Annotated in this window: 19 protein-coding genes, 1 pseudogene, 1 riboswitch and 1 other annotated feature; of the genes and pseudogenes, 9 read left to right on the forward strand and 11 right to left on the reverse strand. The window is 38.2% G+C overall.

The window, feature by feature from the left end; genetic code table 11:
- Nucleotides 1-55: 55 nt before the first annotated feature.
- The 3 genes from MHH61_RS12050 to guaA all read left to right on the forward strand — a co-directional run bounded on the left by MHH61_RS12050 (nucleotide 56) and on the right by guaA (nucleotide 5083).
- Nucleotides 56-1141: a DUF58 domain-containing protein gene (locus MHH61_RS12050; RefSeq protein WP_241218600.1), complete on the forward strand. Its 1086-nt coding sequence runs from the start codon at nucleotides 56-58 to the stop codon at nucleotides 1139-1141.
- A gap of 9 nt (nucleotides 1142-1150) precedes the next feature.
- Nucleotides 1151-3355 (forward strand): transglutaminaseTgpA domain-containing protein, encoded by a 2205-nt coding sequence (locus tag MHH61_RS12055; RefSeq protein WP_125587201.1) that lies wholly within the window; start codon nucleotides 1151-1153, stop codon nucleotides 3353-3355.
- Nucleotides 3356-3541: 186 nt separating this feature from the next.
- A complete protein-coding gene (gene guaA / locus MHH61_RS12060) occupies nucleotides 3542-5083 on the forward strand; it encodes a glutamine-hydrolyzing GMP synthase (protein ID WP_024424487.1) in 1542 nt (513 codons plus the stop codon).
- A 79-nt stretch (nucleotides 5084-5162) separates the two neighbouring features.
- On the opposite strand, the gene MHH61_RS12065 is transcribed toward guaA, so the two are convergent.
- The 4 genes from MHH61_RS12065 to MHH61_RS12080 all read right to left on the reverse strand — a co-directional run bounded on the left by MHH61_RS12065 (nucleotide 5163) and on the right by MHH61_RS12080 (nucleotide 9812).
- Nucleotides 5163-5648 carry a YbaK/EbsC family protein gene (locus MHH61_RS12065; protein ID WP_125587202.1) on the reverse strand — a complete coding sequence of 162 codons (486 nt, stop codon included), beginning with the start codon at nucleotides 5646-5648 and terminating at the stop codon, nucleotides 5163-5165.
- An 18-nt stretch (nucleotides 5649-5666) separates the two neighbouring features.
- On the reverse strand, nucleotides 5667-6722 hold the full coding sequence (locus MHH61_RS12070; protein ID WP_056767497.1) for an AraC family transcriptional regulator: 1056 nt from the start codon (nucleotides 6720-6722) through the stop codon (nucleotides 5667-5669).
- Nucleotides 6723-8384 (reverse strand): 2-isopropylmalate synthase, encoded by a 1662-nt coding sequence (locus tag MHH61_RS12075; protein WP_125587203.1) that lies wholly within the window; start codon nucleotides 8382-8384, stop codon nucleotides 6723-6725.
- Between the two features lie 56 nt (nucleotides 8385-8440).
- Nucleotides 8441-8705: a binding site (T-box leader), on the reverse strand.
- A gap of 219 nt (nucleotides 8706-8924) precedes the next feature.
- On the reverse strand, nucleotides 8925-9812 hold the full coding sequence (locus MHH61_RS12080) for an AraC family transcriptional regulator (RefSeq protein ID WP_120208711.1): 888 nt from the start codon (nucleotides 9810-9812) through the stop codon (nucleotides 8925-8927).
- Between the two features lie 104 nt (nucleotides 9813-9916).
- On the opposite strand from MHH61_RS12080, the pseudogene MHH61_RS12085 reads away from it, so the two are divergent.
- A pseudogene (locus MHH61_RS12085) lies at nucleotides 9917-10108 on the forward strand (GMP synthase (glutamine-hydrolyzing)); the annotation flags it as partial.
- 809 nt (nucleotides 10109-10917) lie between these two features.
- Here MHH61_RS12085 and MHH61_RS12090 read toward each other — a convergent pair.
- From MHH61_RS12090 to MHH61_RS12110, 5 genes are all read right to left on the reverse strand, one after another.
- The gene (locus MHH61_RS12090; protein WP_024424492.1) at nucleotides 10918-11127 is read right to left on the reverse strand and encodes a hypothetical protein; all 210 of its coding nucleotides are present in this window, start codon (nucleotides 11125-11127) and stop codon (nucleotides 10918-10920) included.
- A 72-nt stretch (nucleotides 11128-11199) separates the two neighbouring features.
- The gene (locus MHH61_RS12095; RefSeq protein WP_024424493.1) at nucleotides 11200-11670 is read right to left on the reverse strand and encodes a hypothetical protein; all 471 of its coding nucleotides are present in this window, start codon (nucleotides 11668-11670) and stop codon (nucleotides 11200-11202) included.
- Nucleotides 11646-12494, reverse strand: a complete 849-nt coding sequence (locus MHH61_RS12100) for an SAR2788 family putative toxin (RefSeq protein ID WP_125587204.1) — start codon at nucleotides 12492-12494, stop codon at nucleotides 11646-11648. The genes MHH61_RS12095 and MHH61_RS12100 overlap by 25 nt, the downstream gene beginning before the upstream one ends.
- A gap of 1 nt (nucleotide 12495) precedes the next feature.
- Nucleotides 12496-13425 (reverse strand): S8 family serine peptidase, encoded by a 930-nt coding sequence (locus MHH61_RS12105; protein WP_024424495.1) that lies wholly within the window; start codon nucleotides 13423-13425, stop codon nucleotides 12496-12498.
- Nucleotides 13426-14174: 749 nt separating this feature from the next.
- Complete coding sequence (locus tag MHH61_RS12110; protein ID WP_125587205.1) at nucleotides 14175-14741, reverse strand: GNAT family N-acetyltransferase; 567 nt, start codon at nucleotides 14739-14741, stop codon at nucleotides 14175-14177.
- Nucleotides 14742-14882: 141 nt separating this feature from the next.
- Here MHH61_RS12110 and MHH61_RS12115 point away from each other — a divergent pair, with 141 nt between their 5' ends.
- Entirely contained in the window at nucleotides 14883-15452 is a 570-nt protein-coding gene (locus MHH61_RS12115; protein WP_024426710.1) for a hypothetical protein, read from the forward strand.
- Nucleotides 15453-15497: 45 nt separating this feature from the next.
- On the opposite strand, the gene MHH61_RS12120 is transcribed toward MHH61_RS12115, so the two are convergent.
- On the reverse strand, nucleotides 15498-15671 hold the full coding sequence (locus tag MHH61_RS12120) for a Fe3+ hydroxamate ABC transporter substrate-binding protein (protein ID WP_098676695.1): 174 nt from the start codon (nucleotides 15669-15671) through the stop codon (nucleotides 15498-15500).
- 179 nt (nucleotides 15672-15850) lie between these two features.
- Between MHH61_RS12120 and MHH61_RS12125 the strand changes: the two genes are divergently transcribed.
- Together MHH61_RS12125 and MHH61_RS12130 are read left to right on the forward strand one after the other, a co-directional pair.
- Nucleotides 15851-16396 carry a sigma-70 family RNA polymerase sigma factor gene (locus MHH61_RS12125; RefSeq protein ID WP_041116055.1) on the forward strand — a complete coding sequence of 182 codons (546 nt, stop codon included), beginning with the start codon at nucleotides 15851-15853 and terminating at the stop codon, nucleotides 16394-16396.
- Complete coding sequence (locus MHH61_RS12130) at nucleotides 16365-17810, forward strand: DUF4179 domain-containing protein (RefSeq protein ID WP_125587206.1); 1446 nt, start codon at nucleotides 16365-16367, stop codon at nucleotides 17808-17810. Before MHH61_RS12125 ends, MHH61_RS12130 begins: the two co-directional genes overlap by 32 nt.
- A gap of 18 nt (nucleotides 17811-17828) precedes the next feature.
- Here the strand turns inward: MHH61_RS12130 and MHH61_RS12135 are convergent, their stop codons facing one another.
- Entirely contained in the window at nucleotides 17829-19016 is a 1188-nt protein-coding gene (locus tag MHH61_RS12135; protein WP_125587207.1) for an MFS transporter, read from the reverse strand.
- Nucleotides 19017-19117: 101 nt separating this feature from the next.
- Here MHH61_RS12135 and MHH61_RS12140 point away from each other — a divergent pair, with 101 nt between their 5' ends.
- Both MHH61_RS12140 and MHH61_RS12145 read left to right on the forward strand, forming a co-directional pair.
- Nucleotides 19118-20014: a LysR family transcriptional regulator gene (locus tag MHH61_RS12140; RefSeq protein ID WP_125587208.1), complete on the forward strand. Its 897-nt coding sequence runs from the start codon at nucleotides 19118-19120 to the stop codon at nucleotides 20012-20014.
- Between the two features lie 115 nt (nucleotides 20015-20129).
- Nucleotides 20130-20231, forward strand: a riboswitch (purine riboswitch).
- Nucleotides 20232-20375: 144 nt separating this feature from the next.
- Nucleotides 20376-21701, forward strand: a complete 1326-nt coding sequence (locus tag MHH61_RS12145) for an NCS2 family permease (RefSeq protein WP_024424502.1) — start codon at nucleotides 20376-20378, stop codon at nucleotides 21699-21701.
- The last annotated feature ends 109 nt before the right edge of the window (nucleotides 21702-21810 follow it).

Consider the following 21810-nt stretch of genomic DNA (forward strand, 5'->3'; position numbering starts at 1 on the left):
GCTCATCATTCTCACTGCGGCAGCCTTTTGTTATGCCATGTTTCAGGGAGGGTTTGTGAGTTGGTTCCTTTTTTATGCATTTTTACCATATGCTTTGTATGCATTGCTGTTTGCACTTATTCCGCTTCGCGCGACAGCCAAGAGGACAATACAGCAAACAAGCTTAAAGGCGGGGGATGTGCTGTCCGTTGACCTTGAAATCAAGCGGACACATCCATTTCCGTACGTTTACGTCATGATAGAGGATGCTCCGCCAGATACCTTTCACTTACAGGAACAGATTGAAATGAAGCAAATGCTTTTTCCTTGGTTTCGGAAAACTTGGCGATTTTCCTATCAATTGAATGATGTCATGCGGGGAGAGCATCATTTGACAGCGGTTAGAATCAAAACGGGTGATATGTTTGGGTTTGTTGAAAAAGAAATCATCATTCCGTTAGAGAAAAAGCTGCTTGTCTACCCAAAAGTACTGGATATCCCTGTAGAGCCTGCTGAGTCAGTGAGTGAAAATGGAGGCAAAGCGGTTCACTCGTGGTTCAATGAACCGGCCCATGTGACAACAGGCGTACGGGAATATCAGCAAGGAGACCGTTTTGCTTGGGTGGACTGGAAGACGACGGCCAGAAGAGGCCAGCTGATGACGAAGGAATTTGAACAGAATCAAGCAAAGGACCTTGTTGTGTTTGCTGATTTTACTGATCAAGCTGTTTTTGAAACAGTCGTCTCTATTGCGGCATCTGTTCTTCAAACGGCTGTGAAAAAAGGAGTGCCGTCAGGTCTTGTCTCTCTAGGAGATCAGCATGCCTTTCGAGTCGATCAAGGAGAACTTCATTTACAGGACATGCTTTATTATTTAACAAGGGTGCAGCATCAGCCTTCCCGCGCACTAGAATATAAACCGTTAGCAGCGAGTGAGTACCAGCACTCAGGAAAATATGTCGTCACGGGTCAGCTGCAGGAGGAGCTTGCGGCAAGTCTCTTTGGAAATCGAAACAGAAAGAACATCACCGTGCTTTTAGTGAAGAAAGCCGTTGACCATTTCACGACAAAAGAAAAACAGCTTGTAGACCGGCTCAAGGCCTCTGGAATACGCATCACCCTTTTATTTGAAGACCGGCTGCACGAAAGAACTGTGAGGTGACAAACATTTATGCTGCATTCGCATCTGCGGCAAAGCCGTTTTGAATTGTTCATCTATTATGCTGTAGCTTTTCTGCTGCTATGGGAGTGGCTTCGACCGCTTCAAGATTTTACAGAGACGAGCCATACGTCTTATTTCATCATTTTTATCGGGCTTACGTGTTTGTTTACGTTCTTTCGTCTGAAGTGGTATGTGACGTTTCCTATTTGTGCTGGACTGATTTTGCTCGCCTTATATTTGATCTTTTATCAATCAGCGCCAGGCTATCCGGCTGCTTTGTTTGCTGATATCAAGGATAATATCACGTTAATGAGCATGGGCATGTGGAGTGATATGTACCCGTCTTTCCGCACATTGTTGTTTTATATTTTGCTGTGGCTGCTTGTCTACTTGCTACATTATTGGGTGGTCTATCAGCAGCGTATCTTTTTCTTTTTACTGATGACGATTGTGTATGTCACGATTCTTGATACGTTTACGCCATATGATGCGACTTTTGCGATCGTTCGTATTATGGTATTTGGCTTTTGTTTGCTTGGATTGCTGTATTTTGATCGACTGCGTTCAGCTGAGGGCGTTCGGGTGTCACAGAAAGCACGTCTAAAGTGGTTTTTGCCTATGCTGGCGCTTGTCCTTCTATCAGCGTCACTGGGTGCTTCTTTGCCAAAGTCTGATCCGAAATGGCCCGATCCTGTTCCGTTTTTTAAGGCGGTCACGAATCAAGATGGGACAGCCGGGCAGAATAAAGTGGGATATAGTGCAGATGATTCGGCGCTAGGCGGACCGTTTAGTGAGGACCGCACACCTGTTTTTAAATGGAGCGGAAAGGAGCCATCATACTTTCGTGTAGAAACAAAAAGTATTTACACAGGAAAGGGCTGGGAGGATGCTTCAAATGATACGAAGCCTACTCGGCTAAAGGACGACACTGTGCCGAATCGGTGGTTTACTGAGCGAGTGAAAACAGAGGAGCATGAAACAAGAATTGATATAGAATCGGATTATCGATTTAATCATGCTGTTTATCCTATTGGAACGATCATGCTGACGCCAATGGAAAACATTCCGCTGCAAATCATGGGCAAAACGGAGAAAATTGTCCCGTCTATGCAAAACCCACCTAAAAATTTGGGGAACTATCAAGTCAGCTTTTTATCTCCTACATTTATCCTGGAGGATTTGCAGAGAATCAAAGTACCGACAAAGAAGCAGGTGAATCAGCAGGTTGGCCGTGAATACTTGCAGCTTCCATCGTCACTTCCAGAGCGTGTGAAAACTTTGGCAAACAGCTTAACGGAAACGAAGGATAATATGTATGATAAAGCGAAAGCCATCGAGGATTATTTAGGATCTGCGAAGTTTTCATATGAAACGCAGAATGTCGCTGTGCCTGGTCGTAATGAAGATTATGTGGATCAATTTTTATTTGATACGATGATCGGCTATTGTGATAATTTTTCAACCTCTATGATTGTGATGCTTCGTTCGATCGGAATTCCGGCGAGATGGGTGAAAGGGTATACGTCTGGCCAGTTATATGAAACACAAATGGATGGAAACAATGTGTATGAAGTGACCAATAACAATGCGCATTCATGGGTAGAGGTTTATTTTCCAAACAGAGGCTGGGTCACCTTTGAACCGACAAAAGGATTTACAAACCCAGAGACTTTTACGAATGAAGCTGTTTCAAGCGATCAAACGGATGATCAAAAGGAAGAAGAAGATCAGTCTAGTTCTGATGCAAGTGAAGAAAAGCAGCAAGACCAGCCGAAGCAGCAGGAGACAGAGCAGCCGGCACAACCAAAGGAACAAACAGCGCAGGCAAAGCCAAATATGGTGCATGTTGGTTGGGTTATAAGTTATGCGGCAGGAGCTATTGTCCTGCTTGGATTCATCAGCTGGATGCTTTATCGATTTAGAACAAGATGGCTGCCATTCTTTATTGTAAGAAAGGTGAAACGTCTGCCAGAGGATGAAGCATTCTTCTATGCGTATGGAGCTCTATTAAAGCAGCTAGGGCGCAGAGGAATCGAGAAAAAGCCAGGTATGACGCTAAGAGAATTCGCTTCGTTGATTGATGAGAAGAATGGAGATCATCATATGTCAGAGCTGACCCAGCTTTATGAACGTGCGCTCTACCGGCGAGAGGATGCCTCGGCGCTTTGGCAGCAATCGGCAAAGTTATGGGAAAATTTAATAAACAGGAGATAGTCTTGACCGCGTACCTTCCTGTTGTTAGAATAGGTGAATATTAAAACCTTCTAAAATACATGAAATTGAAGCGTTCGGATGTGAGTCTGGGCGCTTCAAAAGCGTGATTCACACTGAGAGCAGGTTTTCTCCTCTCATTTTTTCTGTGCGTTTATAAAAAACTATATTGGACATAGAGGTGACACCATGACAAATTTAGTAAATGAAATGATTTTGGTTCTCGATTTCGGCAGTCAGTACAATCAGCTGATCACACGCCGTATTCGTGAATTTGGTGTGTACAGTGAGCTTCATCCGCACACTTTAACTGCTGAAGAAATTAAAGAAATGGCACCTAAAGGAATCATCCTTTCTGGTGGACCAAACAGTGTTTATGATGAAGGATCTTTCCGCTGTGATGAAAAGATCTTTGATCTAGACATTCCGGTTCTAGGCATTTGCTACGGCATGCAGCTCATGACTCACTATTTAGGCGGGAAAGTAGAAGCGGCCAGCCAGCGTGAATATGGAAAAGCAGATATCCATATTAACGGAACACCTGCTTTATTCAAAGACCTTCCGACTGATCAAGTCGTTTGGATGAGCCATGGTGACCTCGTTGTTGAAGTACCAGAGGGCTTTACAGTCGATGCAACAAGTGCACATTGTCCAAACTCAGCCATGAGCTTAGCTGAGAAGAATTTCTATGGCGTTCAATTCCATCCAGAGGTTCGTCACTCTGAGTACGGAAATGACCTATTGAAAAACTTTGTCTTCGGCGTGTGTGATTGTGATGGCAAATGGTCAATGGAGAACTTCATTGAAATCGAAATGCAGAAAATCCGTGAAACAGTAGGCGACAAGCAAGTATTGTGCGCACTAAGCGGCGGTGTGGATTCATCTGTTGTGGCGGTATTGATCCACAAAGCCATCGGCGATCAGCTGACATGTATTTTCGTTGACCACGGTCTTCTTCGCAAAGGCGAAGCAGAAGGGGTTATGAAAACATTTAGCGAAGGTTTCAACATGAACGTGATTAAAGTAGATGCGAAAGATCGTTTCTTAAACAAGCTAAAAGGTGTGTCTGATCCTGAGCAAAAACGTAAAATCATCGGTAACGAATTCATCTATGTATTCGATGACGAAGCGGACAAGCTAAAAGGAATCGACTACTTAGCACAAGGAACACTTTACACAGACATCATTGAGAGCGGAACAGCAACGGCGCAAACAATCAAATCTCACCACAACGTAGGCGGTCTTCCAGAAGACATGCAGTTCGAATTGATTGAGCCACTCAATACACTATTCAAGGATGAAGTTCGTGCCCTAGGTTCAGAGCTTGGCATTCCTGATGACATTGTCTGGAGACAGCCATTCCCAGGTCCAGGACTAGGTATCCGTGTACTAGGTGAAATTTCTGAAGAAAAACTAGAAATCGTCCGTGAATCGGATGCGATTCTACGCGAAGAAATTGCCAACTTCGGCCTTGAGCGCGACATCTGGCAATACTTCACGGTTCTCCCAGACATCCGCAGCGTAGGTGTTATGGGTGACGCAAGAACATACGACTACACAATCGGCATCCGTGCTGTTACATCTATTGATGGTATGACGAGTGACTGGGCAAGAATCCCTTGGGACGTGCTAGAAAAGATCTCAACTCGTATCGTCAATGAAGTGAAGCATATTAACCGCGTGGTGTATGATATTACGAGTAAGCCGCCTGCTACGATAGAGTGGGAATAAATGTAAAAGAGCTAAAAACCTTTGTGTATCAAGGGTTTCTAGCTCTTTTTTATTTTTAACTGCACTTTTCCCTTCCATTTTAATGTGTTAATGAATCATTCCATCCCTTACACACATCAATCCATTGTGAATAACCGGAGTATTTTTCTAATTGTTTTATTGTGAGTTCAATAGCACTGTTACTGCTCCCGCAGGCTGGATAGACTGTCTCAAAACGTTTGAGTGAAATATCTAAATAAACAGAAACGCCATTCTTTATAGCAAAAGGACATACTCCGCCAATTTCATGACCGACCAAGTCAACGACCTCATGAGGAGAAAGCATTTTAGCTTTTGTTTTAAAATATTCCTTGAATTTTTTGTTATCAACTTTTGCATCGCCAGAGGTCACAATTAAAATAGCTTGTCCCTTTACTAGAAAGGATAGTGTTTTTGCGATTCTTTCAGGTTCGCAGCCCAATGCAGAAGCAGCCAAGTCTACGGTGGCACTAGACACTGAAAATTCTTGAATTCGAGTATCCATATCATATTGTTTAAAATAATCTTTTACTTGTTTGATGGACATTATCATTTCTCCTCTTTATTATCTATTATTTAATCGATATTGATGTGGTGTTAGGTGATACTTTCTCTTAAATAAACGAATGAAATGCTCTACATTTTGATAACCTACGGCTGCCGCAATATGATCTACTTGTGAATTGCTGCCAGTGAGCATTTCGCAGGCTTTTTCCAATCTTATTTCTTGTCGAATCTCACGAAATGATTTGCCAAGCTTACGAGCTATATATTTTGACAGATAAGATTGTGAAAGGTTAAATTTCTCTGCCATCTCCTGGATGGTGATATGCTCACAACATTGCTGAATATATTGGAGCATTTCAATAATACGTATATCACGATATTGTTTGACCTGATTTACGTTCATATGACTTGGTTTGAATCTTAATAAGAGACACAATAATATCTCAAACAAATTATTCATAATCAACTGGTAACTAGGAAACCGATTATAATTTTCTGTAAATAGTTGAAGAGAGCAGTCTAGCAAATGTTTATCCAAGTGACTATGGAAAATAAGAATATTTTTATTTTCTTTTATATACAATGCATTCAAAAAGAATTCTGAAATGACATTGTTTCCTTTTAACATTTTAAAAAACACTTTTTGAAAAGTACTCTTACGGATCATGATTTGCATGGCGATTGTATTCTCCATTACAATTGGCTTGTGTATGGTGTCAGGAGGAATAAAGGCAATATCTCCTGATTTCAAAGTCATTTTTTTATCTTCCACTTCTACATACATCTCATTTTCCAGAACATAGATCATTTCAAAGAAATCATGGATAGCCGACAATTGAGGCATAAAACGGCTATACTTTCTCACTTCGATATCTTTCTCCTGACCTAACCACATGGTATCTTCCTTTTCAAATTCGTTCTGCCCTTTTTGCAAAAATTCTTCTATATATATTTGCTTATGCATTAAATTGTGTTTATCATAATCCTTCAAAAATAATTGCAATGATTGATTGTCATGCTTTTTCTGTTGGTATTGTTGATAAAAGATTTCTTGCTCGTTATATTCTCTTAAATATTGCATCACTTCATGTTTTTCAAGTTTATCTTTTTCCATCTACATCCAAACCTCTAGTTTATTTACTGCAACCACCAGGGCTTTCACTGTTGCTTCTATAATATCTTTATCAATTCCAGCACCCCAATGCATGTTTCCTTGATATGAAATTCCAATCTGTGCACAGGCTTGTGCTTGAGAATCCTTGCCCAAAGAATTCTGCTCATAGACTTCCAAAACATACTCGAGATGAAAATATGCTTTTAACGCATTACTGATGGCATCTAAACTTCCAGTGCCAGTTCCTTGTATTTCAATTTGTTGATCATCTCTCAGCAAAGTTAAGGTAACTTCCTGCTTCTCTCCTTTATGAAATTGATAATCAAGCAGCTGGAAATGAGGGTGATAATCAACATACTGTTCTTTAAAAACATGATATATTTCTTCGACAGACAATTCCTTACTTGCCTGATCAGATACTTTCTTCGCTTCATATCCCATGGCTTCATTCATTTGATAAGGAAGTTGAATGCCATAATTTGTTTCTAGTATATAGCCTATGCCGCCTTTTCCAGACTGGCTGTTGATTCGAATCACATCCGCTTGATAATTCCTCCCCAAGTCAACGGGATCTACTGGGATATACGGAACGTCCCATTTATCAACTTTATTTTCCTTTCTATATTTCATACCTTTAGATATCGCATCTTGATGTGAACCAGAGAATGCGGTGAAAACCATCTCCCCAGAATAGGGCTGCCTCTCAGGAACAGTGATTTTTGTTAGTTTTTCATATTTTTTACGAATAGCTTCTAGGTTATTGAAATTCAATTTTGGATCATAACCTTGTGAATACATATTCATCGCCAAGGTAATCAAGTCTACGTTCCCTGTACGTTCACCGATACCAAATAATGTACCTTCGACTCTTTCTGCGCCAGCTAGAACACCAAATTCTGCATCACTCACCCCAGAGCCGCGGTCATTATGAGGATGAACAGATAATGTCACACTGTCTCGGTAAGACAGATTTTTGTGTATATACTCAATCTGACTTGCAAAGATATGAGGCATTGAATATTCAACTGTTGTCGGAATATTGATGATCGCTTTATGAGTTGGTGTCGGTTTCCAGATATCTAAAACACTATTACAAATATCTAACGCATAATCAACTTCTGTTCCTGGAAAGCTTTCAGGACTATATTGAAAATAAATATCGCTATTTGTTTTTTCGGCAAGTTCTTTTACTAAAATAGCTCCATCCATTGCAATTTGTTTAATTTCATCTTTTGTTTTCTTAAATACTTGTCTGCGCTGAGCTTCTGAAGTCGAATTATATAAATGAACAATCGCTTTCGGTACCCCCTTAATGGCTTCGAAGGTTCGGCGGATGATATGCTCTCTCGCTTGTGTGATCACCATAATCGTGACATCGTCTGGAATCATATGATGATCAATCAGTGTCCGTAAAAACCTAAACTCCGTATCAGAAGCAGCTGGAAATGCGATTTCAATTTCTTTAAAACCTATCTCTACTAATAACTGAAACATTTCCAATTTTTCATCTAAGTTCATAGGAATAGGTAATGCTTGATTTCCATCCCGCAAGTCCACACTGCACCATATCGGAGCACTTTCTAATGTTTCTTTCTTCACCCAATCATACGTAAGGTTCGGTGGCAAAAAGTATTTCTTTTCGTATTTTTTGTGGTTAAACATCATCGTTTCCTCCTGTAATTGGAATATAAAAAAAGCCTATCATCTCCAAGATTTAACTTGGAGACGAAAGACTTCTTCTTACGCGGTACCACCCCTGTTTCATGATAACAATACATTATCATGCCCTTATTCGGATACAGATTGTTAAATCTTATATCCTTCCCATATAACGGTGGGGTGCCGACCTTAACTACATCAATACTTTTCATTTCACTAAGGCTACTCTAAGGTGAGTTCCCTGCCTTTTTGTTATTGCTTCTCATCAACCAGCAACTTTCTGAAAACATTTCGGCAAGTACTATTCCTTATCATCGCATTCTCATTTTTCTGATTTTTTCTATTATACCAAGTCTATAAAAAAGAGATAGTGATAGGGATATCTTTTTTAATTGATTTTTTTTGTTCTATGGGTGCTTATCTTTAATCCTCTTCACCAAATAAAATTCCGAGGCCACAAATAAAGGTGAGTGAATTCATAGCGAACAATAAAATCGCACCAATTTTTTTCATGGCAATGAACCTCCTCTTAAATTCAGTCTGCTAGCTTTCAAAATTTAAATTCACTGGTTCATCCTCTAAATGATCCACAGTATTTTGTTCTGTCACTGGCACACTTTCATCTACAATTTTAAAACTAAGTTCGTCCATCCAAATGTGACCTTGTCCATGTAGTAATATGCCAAACGCAATGACTTCACTTTTGACTGGAACATCCAATACTACACTAAAATGATTCCAGCCGTTTGTTCCTGTAATGGGGCGGTTCATCATGTTGTCAAACGCAAGAACTTCACCTGAAGAATGGTCAATCCTCATCCATAAACCAGCTGAACCTTTCACATCTTCGCTTTTGACAAAAGCAGAAAATTGAAGGCGTTCTCCACGGTAACGATCAGACTTAATTTGCTGCATCAATGTCGCGAAACCTCGAGCTTTTTCATCCTTGGATTTCAGGTAAGCTGAGGTAGTACCACTGTGTACAATTCTGCCATCCAGACCTGTTTCATAATCAGATGGTGTTTCTCCCGTCATAATCCAGCCAGTAGGTGTGTTCTTATTTGCAGCCATATTCGTTTCCTCCTTATCAATGACATTCCTTAGTAATCTCCGATAACGTGCGGGTGACATATCATATATCTTCTTAAAGGCTCTAGTGAAGGATTCCTGTGAACTAAATCGATACTGCAATGCAATGTCAATCGCCCGTTGATCCGTATGAATTAAATCCTTCGCCGCTTGGGTCATCCGACGTTCCCTTATATAATCGACAACTGACTTCTTAATCACTTTCTTGAATATACGGTGAAAGTGAAACCTAGAATAACCAGCGTGTTTCGCTAGAGTTTGAAGCGGTAAATCATCTTTCAGATGCTGTTCAATATAATTCAATGTTTCTTGAATCGTTTTCTCATGTTCTTGATAGGACAACCGAGCACCTCCTTGCCTTACGAGTTTAGTATAGCGGAAATGCTCTTTAGGAAACTTGACTTTTTGTGCTGTGTTGCAATTATAGAATGGACCTTATAGTCCTAGGTTCAGGACTGGGTATCCGTGTACTGGGTGGAGTTTCTGAAGAAAATCTAGAAATCATCCGGGAATAAGATTTAATTCTACTCGAAGAAATTTCCATCTTAGGCTTTGAGTGAGACATCTGACAATATTTTGAGGTTCTCCCAGACATCCACAACAAAGGTGCCATGGATGACGCCAGAATATACGACTAAACAATTGGTATCGGTGCTATCACTTTGATTAATTACAGTTTCAGCAGAACTGCAAAAAATATTTAATTAGATAAATGTAGGTTGAGGGATATTGAAGGAAAATCAGATGTGAAGGGGATACAATGAATGAACAACTTAAAATTATTATTGATCTCATAATTAAAGCAGATAATACAATTGAAAAGAATATCATATTCGAAAAATTTTTTAATAAATCAGATCATATAAAAATATTCAAATATTAATGAAAGTTTTAAAAATAGGGAAATTAACGGTTATAAAATATTTCTCCTGACTATACAAAAATGTGGATTCTTGATAGTAATTATATTGGAGGGGATTACCGAAAATAAAAGTTGGTAAAGTTGTACATTTTGATTTGAATATTTTGACGTATTTAAACAGGTTATTAAATGATTATAGACAAAATATTCAGAAGAATGAATTTCTCGATTATCTAAATTTTTTTAAAAATAATCAATTCAATTATAATATTACTACTGCATTAATGGAACGCTCAATGTCCGATATAAGTGGTGTTGATAAGAATATTTGGAGGGTACTCTAAAAAAACTGTTGAGCCCATTTTAAATACAGTTTGGGATATTTACCATGTAAGATTAATAGAACAATCTTTTTTTATAGATAATAGTAATAAGGAAGAGATATTTTTATCATAATTTCAGTTCAAGAGATGATGCTTTTAATGAGTTATCTAAAATAAATCAAATAAAGGTTTTTGTAATTAATGATGGAAGACCGCTTGCAATTCGAGATATAGGTATAAAAGATATTTGTAACGACGAATTTTACAATGAGCTTTCATTCTTCATTTTTATTGCTATTTTTGGGCATTCTTCTCTGTTTTGATTTATTAGCCATATCGATCCTACAAATATAGACATCCCAAACATCTTTAAAATAAAACTTGTCAAAAATGTATATCCTTCGATTTCAATACCTAGCATAATTGTGGCTATTATGATTCCTATAAAACCAGCTAAGAAATATAAAATCAAAAATACACCTCCTCTAAAAACATCCTACTAAAACATTGAAAAGAACCCCTAACCAGGAGTTCCTTTCTCTATTCAATATTTTCTTAATGGGATATTTCCAATAAAGTTTTTTAGTGAAATTTTATAATGTTGTTCAATGTCACGTCCAAGGTTTTCATGTAATACCTTCATTTGTTCAATTATATAATTAAGATCGAATACATTATATAACTGTTGAGTTTCCCAAATAGTGGTGAGTCGAGCCTTATTATCAAATGGTATTACTGAAATAATGGGGTCGTCTTCCTCATACTCCATTGTGTAATATCTATACTCTGTAACTTTGTTTTTTTTCTTTATCTTTTTAATCCAGTCGTGCAAAGATGCATAAAATTCTAATAAGGCGATATTTTCTTCAAAATATACTTCGCCATTTATAACTATTTTAAACTCTCCCTCTACTCTTAGAGCTGTTGATGGATCTTTCTTCATGTTCTTTGGAATATCTTTCTCATCAGATGTGAACATATAATCAAATTCTACTTGATTGGATAAGCTGTCCATATTTTACCATCCCAACCTATAACTATTTTTATTTTTGTCTCACCTTTTGTTCCGATTTTCTTTTTCAGATTTGCAGTGATGACAAAGGATAGTTTTTTATTATTGTTTATAGTAAACGAAACATTTTTAGATTGTAAAGCTTCTTTTATCCATTTATTTACTGTGCTCTTGCTTTTGGTATCAAATTTTCTGTATCTACCTTTTGCATTACTAAGATGTTTGTTGCTAACAGAAAACTTAGAAACTTTTTTTATACCTTGTTTAATTACCTGTTTTTTAAAAGTTTTTATTATTAGCTTCTTTCCGTATTTTTTAATAGCATATTGAATACCAAACCTAGAAACAATTCCAACTATTATTGCTGGAACAATTGATGACTGAGCTTCTATGGTGCTAACTTTATACTCTTTTCCTGTTTCATCATCCACAAAGGTTGCTGTAAAATCATTTCCTTCAATCTCTTCAATTAACACGTTGAATTTGTTAGTTTCTTTTTCCCCATTTTCTAACTCTGTAATACCATCAACTGTGATTTCACCTGTCTCATGATTAATTTTCATGTCAGTTTGGACATTCATACTCTCAGCTTCAAGCTGAGTAGATATATTAACTTCATCTAGGCTTTCCTTAACTTCCATTAACATATCTTGTTCTAGCTCTATCCCCAATTCTTTTTCAACATTCACTTCATATTCTTTACTAGCATTCTCTTCTATTCTTAAAGCATCAGAATTAATTTCGCCTGATTTTGCACTTGCAAATTCAGGAACAACTCCACACAAAAACAATGTTAACACAAGAATTTTTATTAAAACCTTTTTCAATCTAATTCTCTCCCTTGTTACAAATAATCATCCCATTGCCATACTCTCTGTCATAACCTAGCTTTCCAAGATCAACTGTATTTTTCTTGAGTGTTTGATGAACATTCTCTTTAGATTTGTATTTTTTAGAATACAAACAGCCTATAGCACCTGTTGCAAACGCAGTTGCAAAGGATGTACCTTTTACCTTTGTATATCCTCCGTGTATATCAGTTGTTTTAATATTTACTCCAGGCGCAGAAAAGTCAATTTTTCCTTTTGCTGAAATTGGATCAATTTTTAGTTTTTCGTTAAGTGAGGATATCGATAAGACGCCTTCATATTTTGCAGGGTATTCAACAGTTAGACCTAATGTATTTCCAGAAGCAGCTGTAATTGTTATATTGTTATCTAAAGCAATTTTTATAACATTTCGTAATTCATCGTAGTCTTTTCCAAATCCGAAACTTATATTAATTATGTCTACCTTTTGCTCAATACACCATTTAATCCCTTTGACAACATCTTCAACTTTTCCTTTGCCATTTTTATTTAGTACCTTGACATCATAAATAATGGGATTCTGTGAAATACCTTTTATTTCTTCACCAGTTGCAGCGATTATTCCGGCAATTGCTGTACCATGACCATAATCATCTTCGATAGATTTTTTTGGTTTAATAGCATTGTACTCATAAAAAGTTAAATCTTTAAACTCTTTATGTGACTTATTAATACCGCTATCAAGGATAGCAATTTTGACATAATTCTTATGATTATTAGGTTTTTCATGACCTATAACTTTATATCCCCATAGCAGGTCTTTTTCCTTCTCTGTCTTGTATGATTTACTATTATCCTCAGAAACATCGCCAGATAGTCCCCAACATAATACAATTGCAAGAATCACTAGGCACGAAACAAATAGTAATAAGGCTTTTGACTTTTTCATTCAAGCTTCCTTCTCACATGCAGTATTTAGAATTAATACAGAATATACCTCCCTTCCCTTTTTATGAAATACAAGAATATATTAACCTATATTTATTTTGATGTAAATGTTATTTAAGGTAATATATCCTTATATATTTAAAATTTCCCATGCGTGTACTACTGTAAATATGCCAGTTCTTCTTCTTGACTCGTTTACTTAATAATTATCTATGATTTTTTTGATTAAAAATGTTTTGCCACTGCCAACTATGACCTGATAACACAATGAGTTTATTCATTACTTGTTGTAACCTCACTCCAACTCCACATGTCCAACGTTCTCCAAAATTGAAAGCGAAACAAGTAAACGTAAAAATAATGTCACTAAAATAGATTTTGAAAATGAAAAATCTAAATTAATCAGTGAAATTGCAAATGGACAAAAGTTCTTTTTTTGGAATATGAATTATTCCAACTAAAACAGATTAAAGAATAGGCTATTTTTATTTGAATCTTGTACTTAGAAAAGAAAAGTAAGTGAAATAGTGTAATTACTTAAGTGTGGATCTGCATTTTGTTCAAAAATTTTTACTATTACTGATACTATAATTATAGAAAGGGTGTTGAATATTGCTGGAATTGTAAGTAAATTAGAAGGGTTACCATGCAAAGAAACTCTAGTCATAAACTTGACTAGAGGTTTCTTACTGGGTAATTGTGCAATTTTAATTCATTCACTTTAACGCTTCTGTTTAAAAATCATTCAGTTTATTTGAAATCCCTCTTCAAAATCGAATAAATAAACACATCATCAAACCCATTCTGACCAAGATCATACTCCCTTAATAAACCCTCTCGAACAAAATCAACATTCTCCAATAATTGAACAGAGGACGTATTTGCTGGATCAATAATCGCTTCAATCCGATTCAGATACATTTCCTGAAACCCATATCGTAACACCGCAGCAATTGCTTCGCTCATGATGCCTTTTCTCCAATGATCGTGGTGTAATTCATAGCCGATTTCCGTGCGGCAGTGCTGTTTTTCTAGGTTGAGAAAGCCGCAGCTGCCGATGATCGCAGGATCATCTTTTAGAGAAATGCCCCAGCGGATGCCTGATTGTTCTTTGAAGATGTCGTGATACCACTTGATTTCTCCTTTTGTGTCTTCAATCGTTTCATGAGCATCAATGCCCATGTAGCGGCACACGGTTTCATTGGATAAGTAGATGTGCATATCCTCAGCGTCTTCGATTGTTGCTTGTTTTAAGATTAGTCTTTCGGTATGTATGGTTGGAAATGATTGCGGGAATATCAGTTTATGTCTATACATATTTTTCTCCTCGTGCAATTTTATTTAAATTATACCTGTACTGGTCGATTTTGTGTAATGCTTTGGTATAATATGTGAGAATGTGATTGCGGGGATAATTCACAAACAGAATTCGATTAAAAGCAAAAGAGGATAATTGAAATGGGTATTTTTCTAATTATGATCGTCATCGTGATGATCATCGTATCTTTAGCGATCTATTTGTTTAAAAAGGGAATCATCCATTCTAAAGTGTTAGTGATTGTAGGTTCTGTTTTAGGAGGAACCGCACTATTTGTTTGGGTGGCTATGTTTTTTAATTTTCACTCTGTATCTTTAACAAATGAATCGCTAGGTCATTTTAAGATTGGTGAAAAATTTGAGAGAGATCATACTTTTGTGGAGAATACTCAATTCTCCCATCCTAAACAGAGGGTCTATATGGAAAAAGAAAATCAAGATTTTGTAGTATCAGTTGATCAACATCATCGAGTTACATCTATTTACAATCAGTCAAAACAGAAAAAACTCAAAACATCTAAGGGAATCACTATTGGAGACGATTATTCATCTGTGCTACAAACATATGGAGATCAATTCAAGAAGCTCTGGTTTGTCGAAGGGTATAGCAAAGGTATACAATATCAAGATCAATCAAACGGTATCATTCTGGAGTTCTTTTTCAATGACAATAAACTAGCACTCATTGAACTTCGTAGTAAGCGGAAATAAAAAAGTAGAAAGTAAAAACAAGCATTTCAATTGAAATGCTTGTTTTTATGTTTCTTTTCCATAACATGTCTTACAATAAAAAACCCCTTCATTCCTGAGCCAAGCCTTTACCTCTGTCATTCCTTTTCTCTTTGGATAGGTCAGCTTGACGTACACTTCTTCGTTTCCTTCTATCTTTTTCTGACAGCTAGCACACGTGGGTTCTTCAAATAGAAACAATCGACTTACTCCTTTTTGTACATATTTCTTCCATTATATCAAATGTTCGACATGTTCTTTGCGGCTCGTTCTTCACTTTCTCTATTTTTATCCGACATATGCTAAGTAAAAGAAATTTCCATTTGTTGAAACCGTTTGAAAGAAAGCTTGCTCTAACAGGTGTAGGAGGTGTGAGTGTGATGAAGCAAGTGCGTCTAATTAAAAAAGCACAAAAAGGGAATGTCCCGGCATTTGAGAAATTAATGCTGATGTATCAAGAGCGTTTATATAAAACAGCTTTTCTCTACACAAGAAATAAAGAGGATTCGTTAGATGCTGTTCAAGAGACGGTATTTAAAGCGTTTAAGCATCTATCTGGTTTGAAAGAACCGGCTTATTTTTCTAGCTGGCTGACGAGAATTTTGATTCATACAATTTTTGCGATGAAGAAAAAACAGCAAGATGTTGTTCCGTTTGAACAGCAACACGAAAGCGTGGAGCGTCATGATTTTTTGGAAGACAAGCTCGATTTAAAAAATGCACTTGAAGTGTTAGATGAGCAATACCAGGTGGTCATTCAGTTGTTTTATTTTCAAGATTATTCAATTTCGATGATTTCTGAGCAGATGGGTGTGCCTGAAGGAACGGTTAAAACTCATTTGTATCGAGCAAGAAAGTTATTAAAGCAAACATTGGAGAAGGAGGAGAGTGTCGATGAAACGAAAAGAAATGAAAAAGCTTTATGATGAGATTGATGTACCAATGGTTGAAGTAACCTCTGCGATTCGCCAAGCAATAGGAGATGTAAAAGCGGAACAGAAAAGACATTGGTTCAAATGGAACTGGAGAACGCCAATATACTCTGTCATTGTTCTCATCGTCCTTTATTTTTCTTCAGGTTTTCTTTTTCCTTCTCTTAATACAGCAATGGCACGTGTACCGATTATTGGGCAGTTTTATATGATGTTTCACGATAAAGTAGGAATGTCTCTTTTTCAGAGTGATTTGGTGAAGCATGTCAATGAAGGGGCTGAATCAAGAGGGGTGACTGTGAAAGTAAACAGCGTGTACTATGATGCCGGGCGGCTTGTTTATACGTTTACGGTGGAGAATCTCCATACAAAAGAAGATTCTGTATCGTTCAGAGTGAATGCAGAAAAAATCGATGGAAACTTCCAACTTAATTATGATAAAACAGAGTTGAAAAAATTAAAAGATGGCCGCTATGTTGGGCAGACGGAAGTCTATACAAATGGACAAACGATCAAACAAGGTCAGCAAGTGCCACTCGTCATTTCAAAAATTGGAGATATTGTAGGGAATTGGCGTTTTGAATTACCTGTAGTGAAGCAAAAAACCACTTTATTAGCGGGACAAAAAGACGTGTCTATTTTAAATGGACGTTATCAAATAAGAAACGTAAAGGTAGAAAATGGAGTGAAAGGCTCTGCTATTCAATATGCCATTGATTACAATGGTTTTGCCAAAGATGATAGAGTTAGTATTGATAGAATGAAGGATAATTTAGGGAATGAGTATGAGCTTGAGATTGGAACCGTTTTAAGAAAAAAACAACTGACTTCTGACAAAACTAGAAAAGATCATTTGACAATTTTGAATCAGCCGATCAATCCAAAGGCGACTGAATTGACATTTTACACAGATGTGAGCTACGAACGAGAATACAGCCACATCATTCCTCTCAAGACAAAGCTGCCTGTTCAGTTCAAAACAAAACACCATGGCATCGGAATCAAAATCATTAAGATAGAGCAAAAAGACCGTTCTGTGATTGTTGATTATCAATTTACTGGAGTAGATCAAAAAGAATTAGATCAGGATGTGATGGAGAATATAGGTGAATTCATTGGATTAGGCGATGTTGAAAAGATGAAATCATGGCCCGATCCACAAGCAGACTATGAAAGCGGATATTACTTGAAGGGGAACCATGCGAAGATGACGAATTTAAAGACAGCTTCCATGCAATCCACCTTTGAATTTGATGATAAGAATTTAGAAACTTTATCATTAAAGCATTTTTCTTTTAAAGAATATGGGCTTTACCTTGATTTGTCAGAACTGAATATGTTGGCACCACAGAAAGCAATAAAGGTAACCATTCCAGTCAAAAAAGAAACTTCAAAAGCTAGTCAATAAATAAGAGAGCGAACATGGTTATACATGTTCGCTTTTTGTCTGCTGTTCCGCCAGTCGATTACGGTTGAACGAATACCTAATCAACATCAACGCCACAAAACTAGCTAACCCGCCTATCCAACTTAAATTAGTCACATTTGTATACTGTATAATCACGCCGCCCATTGACGATCCAAGCATCATGCCGATGTTCATAATCGCTGTATTAAAGCTCAGCACGGTTTCTGATGCTTGGGGTTTAAGGGAGATCAGATAAAATTGCTTCGCTGGTGTTGTTGTCCATGTGGCGATGCCCCAAATGGCGAGTGTGATCAAGACGCTAATTGTAGAGAATTGCGTAAAGAATAAGGCAAAGAGAGCGAACATCTGGATCATGATGCTGATCGAGATGGTTCGGTTTGGTCCCCATTGATCAACGGCGAAGCCGCCAAAGCGTGAGCCGATAAAAGCAGAAATGCCTAAGACGAGCAAGGCCATGCTTGTCATTTCAAGTGAAAAGCCGGCGGTCTGTCGCAATAAAGGAGAGATATAAGCAAAGACCATCGTGTAGCCTAAGATCCAAAGGGCGGTCGTTGCTAAGCCGCTGATCACTCTGCGGTCTTGAAGAATGTGTAATTGCTGCTTTAAAGGTAGATGTGAATGTCCCTCTATGCGTGGCAGCAATTGATAAAGAAGCAAGAAGAGACAAGCAGTACCTAGTGCAATGATGAGAAAAATATAGTGCCAATCCACATGACCTGATAGAAATGTCCCAATAGGCACACCAAGTACGAGTGAAACGGTGAATCCAGTGATGACAGTTGCCATTGCACTTCCCTTTTTTTCTGGCGGGGCGATCTGCGCTGCATAATTCGTGGCGACGACAATATATAAACCGCCGCTCATGGCCATGATGACACGAGAGAGCAGGAGCAGCACAAAATGATGGCTGAAAAAGGCGAGCATATTGCCTAAAATAAACACAAAAATAGCTGATAACAAAACCTTTTTTCGGTTCAGTTTCGATGTTGCCATGACTAAAAAGAGAGCGCCTACTGCATAAAAAAGAGAATAGACGGTGATGAGCTGACCGGCAGCAGGAATGGAGATGTGTAAATCAACAGCAATGATATCTAGAATGCCAGACACGACGAATTCTGACGTGCCTGTGACAAATGAACCGACAGCTAAAAGAATAATCAATAGCTGATGAGATGTGTTTTTCATTTTTGAACCCTTCCTTCATGTTGATACGTTGTCTTTAGTTTAAATTCCGTGCTAACATAAGTAAAATTGATGTTTTTCATGAAGGAGATGAGTAAATACTCATGAGCTTTGTTCGCTTTGATATTATCGCAAAAGTTGTGGAGCTTGGCAGTTTTACAGCAGCAGCTGAAGCATTAAATATGACGCAGTCAGCTGTGAGTCATGCAGTGGCGAATTTAGAGTCAGAGTGGGGTGTGTCTTTATTCATTCGTGACCGAAAAAAGGGCATTATGCTAACGGACATTGGTCAAACGCTTCTCCCGCATATTAGAGAAGTGTTAAATAGAGTGGAGAAAATCCAGCAAGAAATTGCGTTAACGAAAAATATTGAAACAGGTATGATTCGTATCGGCACATTTGCCAGTGCCTCTGCTTGTTTATTGCCTAAACTGCTTGTGAGCTATCAGAAAAAACATCCGAAAATCGAATTTAAATTCTATGAGGGAACGTATGAAGAAATATTGGAGTGGCTGGATTCTGGCATCATTGATGTTGGATTCGTTGTAAAAGGTCATGCGGATGAAGCCTTTGATTTAATGCCGCTTATGAAAGATGAGATGGTCGTCGCCTATCACCCAAATCATCGATATGAACAGCAGCCCATTGTGGATATAACAGATTTGGCGGGTGAACCATTTATTATGCCGACTGGCATGTATCAATCACATGTAGAGGATATTTTTTCAGAGGCGCAAATGAAGCCGGCTGTTTTATTTGAAGTTCATGATTGTACGACCATTGCCCGTATGGTCGGGGAAGGACTTGGTGTCACGATAGGTCCGGAGTTGTTTTTAAAAACGCAGCAGCTTGTGCATATTCGCCAGCTGAATGTCTCTCATCATCGTGAGGTTGCGCTCGCCTGTCCGTCGCTCTCTCAAGCTTCGCCGGCAGTGAAAGAGTTTTTCCATGTAGCCGAAGCGGTTTTTGCAAAAGAGAAGGATTTGGGGAAGGGTGTATAAAGAACTAGCTGTGAATTTCCAAATTCGTGTAATAAGACGAATGAAGCGGACATTTCTTTGAAAAATGTTCGCTTTTCGTATTGTGTTTTAAAAATGAAGTTGGTACAATAGACACAGAAATCAAATAGATAGAAGTCGTATAATCGCGGGGATATGGCCCGCAAGTTTCTACCAAGCTACCGTAAATGGCTTGACTACGTCAATTCACACTCGTTTGATATAAATCATGCATTGTTCTTGTTTTATGTCACAGTCTGAATTCACATATGTAGTCAAGCGTCCCAAAATTGTTGGGGCGTTTTTTATTTGACTAGTGAATGGGGCAGGCTAAAGCAAAAGGACATGAAGGGAGTCAGTTGGCTTGAAACAGTTTTTTCAGTTTGATGAATTAGGTACGAATTACCGCAGAGAGATCATCGGTGGTTTAACCACATTTTTGTCGATGGCTTACATTCTGTTTGTTAATCCGATCACACTTGCATTAGTGTCTGTGCCGGATTTTCCAGATAAATTACGAATTGATCAGGGGGCAGTCTTTACAGCGACGGCGTTAGCTTCTGCTGCAGGGTGTATCCTGATGGGATTGATCGCCAGGTATCCGATTGCGATTGCACCCGGTATGGGTCTGAATGCGTTCTTCGCCTTTTCGGTTGTGCTTGGCATGGGCATTAAATGGGAAGCTGCACTTTCAGGTGTGTTCGTTTCAGGATTGATTTTCGTTGCTCTTTCTTTAACAGGTTTCCGTGAAAAAATCATCAATGCCATTCCGGCTGAGCTGAAGCTGGCAGTTGGTGCAGGTATTGGTTTGTTCATTACGTTTGTCGGCCTTCAAGGCTCTGGGATTATCGCCAATAATGATAATACGCTCGTTTCGCTTGGAAATATTCATAGTGGTCCTGTTCTGTTAACGGTATTTGGTATCGTTGTGACGGTCATTTTAATGGTACTTCGAGTGAATGCAGGTGTCTTCATTGGGATGCTTGTGACAGCTATTGCCGGGATGATTTTTGGTCTTGTGCCAGTACCATCTCAAATTGTGGGAAGTATTCCAAGCTTGTCTCCAACCTTTGGTCAAGCCTTGATTCACTTGCCAGAAATTTTCTCCATTCAAATGCTTGTCGTGATTTTAACGTTCCTATTCGTTGGGTTCTTTGATACAGCTGGTACACTTGTGGCTGTGGCAACACAGGCTGGTTTAATGAAAAATAATGAGCTGCCTCGTGCAGGAAGAGCGCTTCTGGCGGATTCTTCTTCTATTGTTGTAGGTTCTATTCTTGGTACATCTACAACGACATCTTATGTTGAATCTAGCTCAGGTGTTGCTGCTGGTGCGCGTTCTGGTTTTGCAGCTGTCGTCACAGGCATTTTCTTCTTGCTTGCGATGTTCTTCTCACCACTTTTATCCATCGTTACATCGAATGTGACAGCACCTGCTTTAATCATTGTCGGTGCGCTGATGGTTGCTCCGCTGGCGAAGATTGCATGGGATCGTTTTGAAATTGCGGTACCAGCTTTCTTAACGATGATTATGATGCCACTGACTTACAGTATTGCAACAGGGATTGCGGTTGGCTTTATTTTCTACCCGATTACGATGATCTTTAAAGGGAAAGCCAAAGAAGTGCATCCAATTATGTACGGATTGTTTGTCATCTTTATTCTATATTTTGCTTTCTTAAATCATTAATTGAACATCTGAAACAGCAGCTCATGGGAGCTGCTGTTTTTTTGTTAAAAAAATCAAAACATAGTTGACTTATAGGAATTATGTGTTTATGATAAAAAGACATAATTCG

The sequence above is a fragment of the Bacillus sp. FSL K6-3154 genome (genome assembly GCF_040869395.1).
Lineage (GTDB): Bacteria > Bacillota > Bacilli > Bacillales > Bacillaceae > Bacillus > Bacillus safensis.

Coding starts and splice junctions, on each gene's coding strand:
- MHH61_RS12055 (WP_125587201.1), top strand. CDS start 1,151: ATGCTGCATTCGCATCTGCGGCAAAGCCGTTTTGAATTGTTCATCTAT.
- guaA (WP_024424487.1), top strand. CDS start 3,542: ATGACAAATTTAGTAAATGAAATGATTTTGGTTCTCGATTTCGGCAGT.
- MHH61_RS12065 (WP_125587202.1), bottom strand. CDS start 5,648: ATGTCCATCAAACAAGTAAAAGATTATTTTAAACAATATGATATGGAT.
- MHH61_RS12070 (WP_056767497.1), bottom strand. CDS start 6,722: ATGGAAAAAGATAAACTTGAAAAACATGAAGTGATGCAATATTTAAGA.
- MHH61_RS12075 (WP_125587203.1), bottom strand. CDS start 8,384: ATGTTTAACCACAAAAAATACGAAAAGAAATACTTTTTGCCACCGAAC.
- MHH61_RS12095 (WP_024424493.1), bottom strand. CDS start 11,670: ATGGACAGCTTATCCAATCAAGTAGAATTTGATTATATGTTCACATCT.
- MHH61_RS12105 (WP_024424495.1), bottom strand. CDS start 13,425: ATGAAAAAGTCAAAAGCCTTATTACTATTTGTTTCGTGCCTAGTGATT.
- MHH61_RS12110 (WP_125587205.1), bottom strand. CDS start 14,741: ATGTATAGACATAAACTGATATTCCCGCAATCATTTCCAACCATACAT.
- MHH61_RS12115 (WP_024426710.1), top strand. CDS start 14,883: ATGGGTATTTTTCTAATTATGATCGTCATCGTGATGATCATCGTATCT.
- MHH61_RS12125 (WP_041116055.1), top strand. CDS start 15,851: ATGAAGCAAGTGCGTCTAATTAAAAAAGCACAAAAAGGGAATGTCCCG.
- MHH61_RS12130 (WP_125587206.1), top strand. CDS start 16,365: ATGAAACGAAAAGAAATGAAAAAGCTTTATGATGAGATTGATGTACCA.
- MHH61_RS12135 (WP_125587207.1), bottom strand. CDS start 19,016: ATGAAAAACACATCTCATCAGCTATTGATTATTCTTTTAGCTGTCGGT.
- MHH61_RS12140 (WP_125587208.1), top strand. CDS start 19,118: ATGAGCTTTGTTCGCTTTGATATTATCGCAAAAGTTGTGGAGCTTGGC.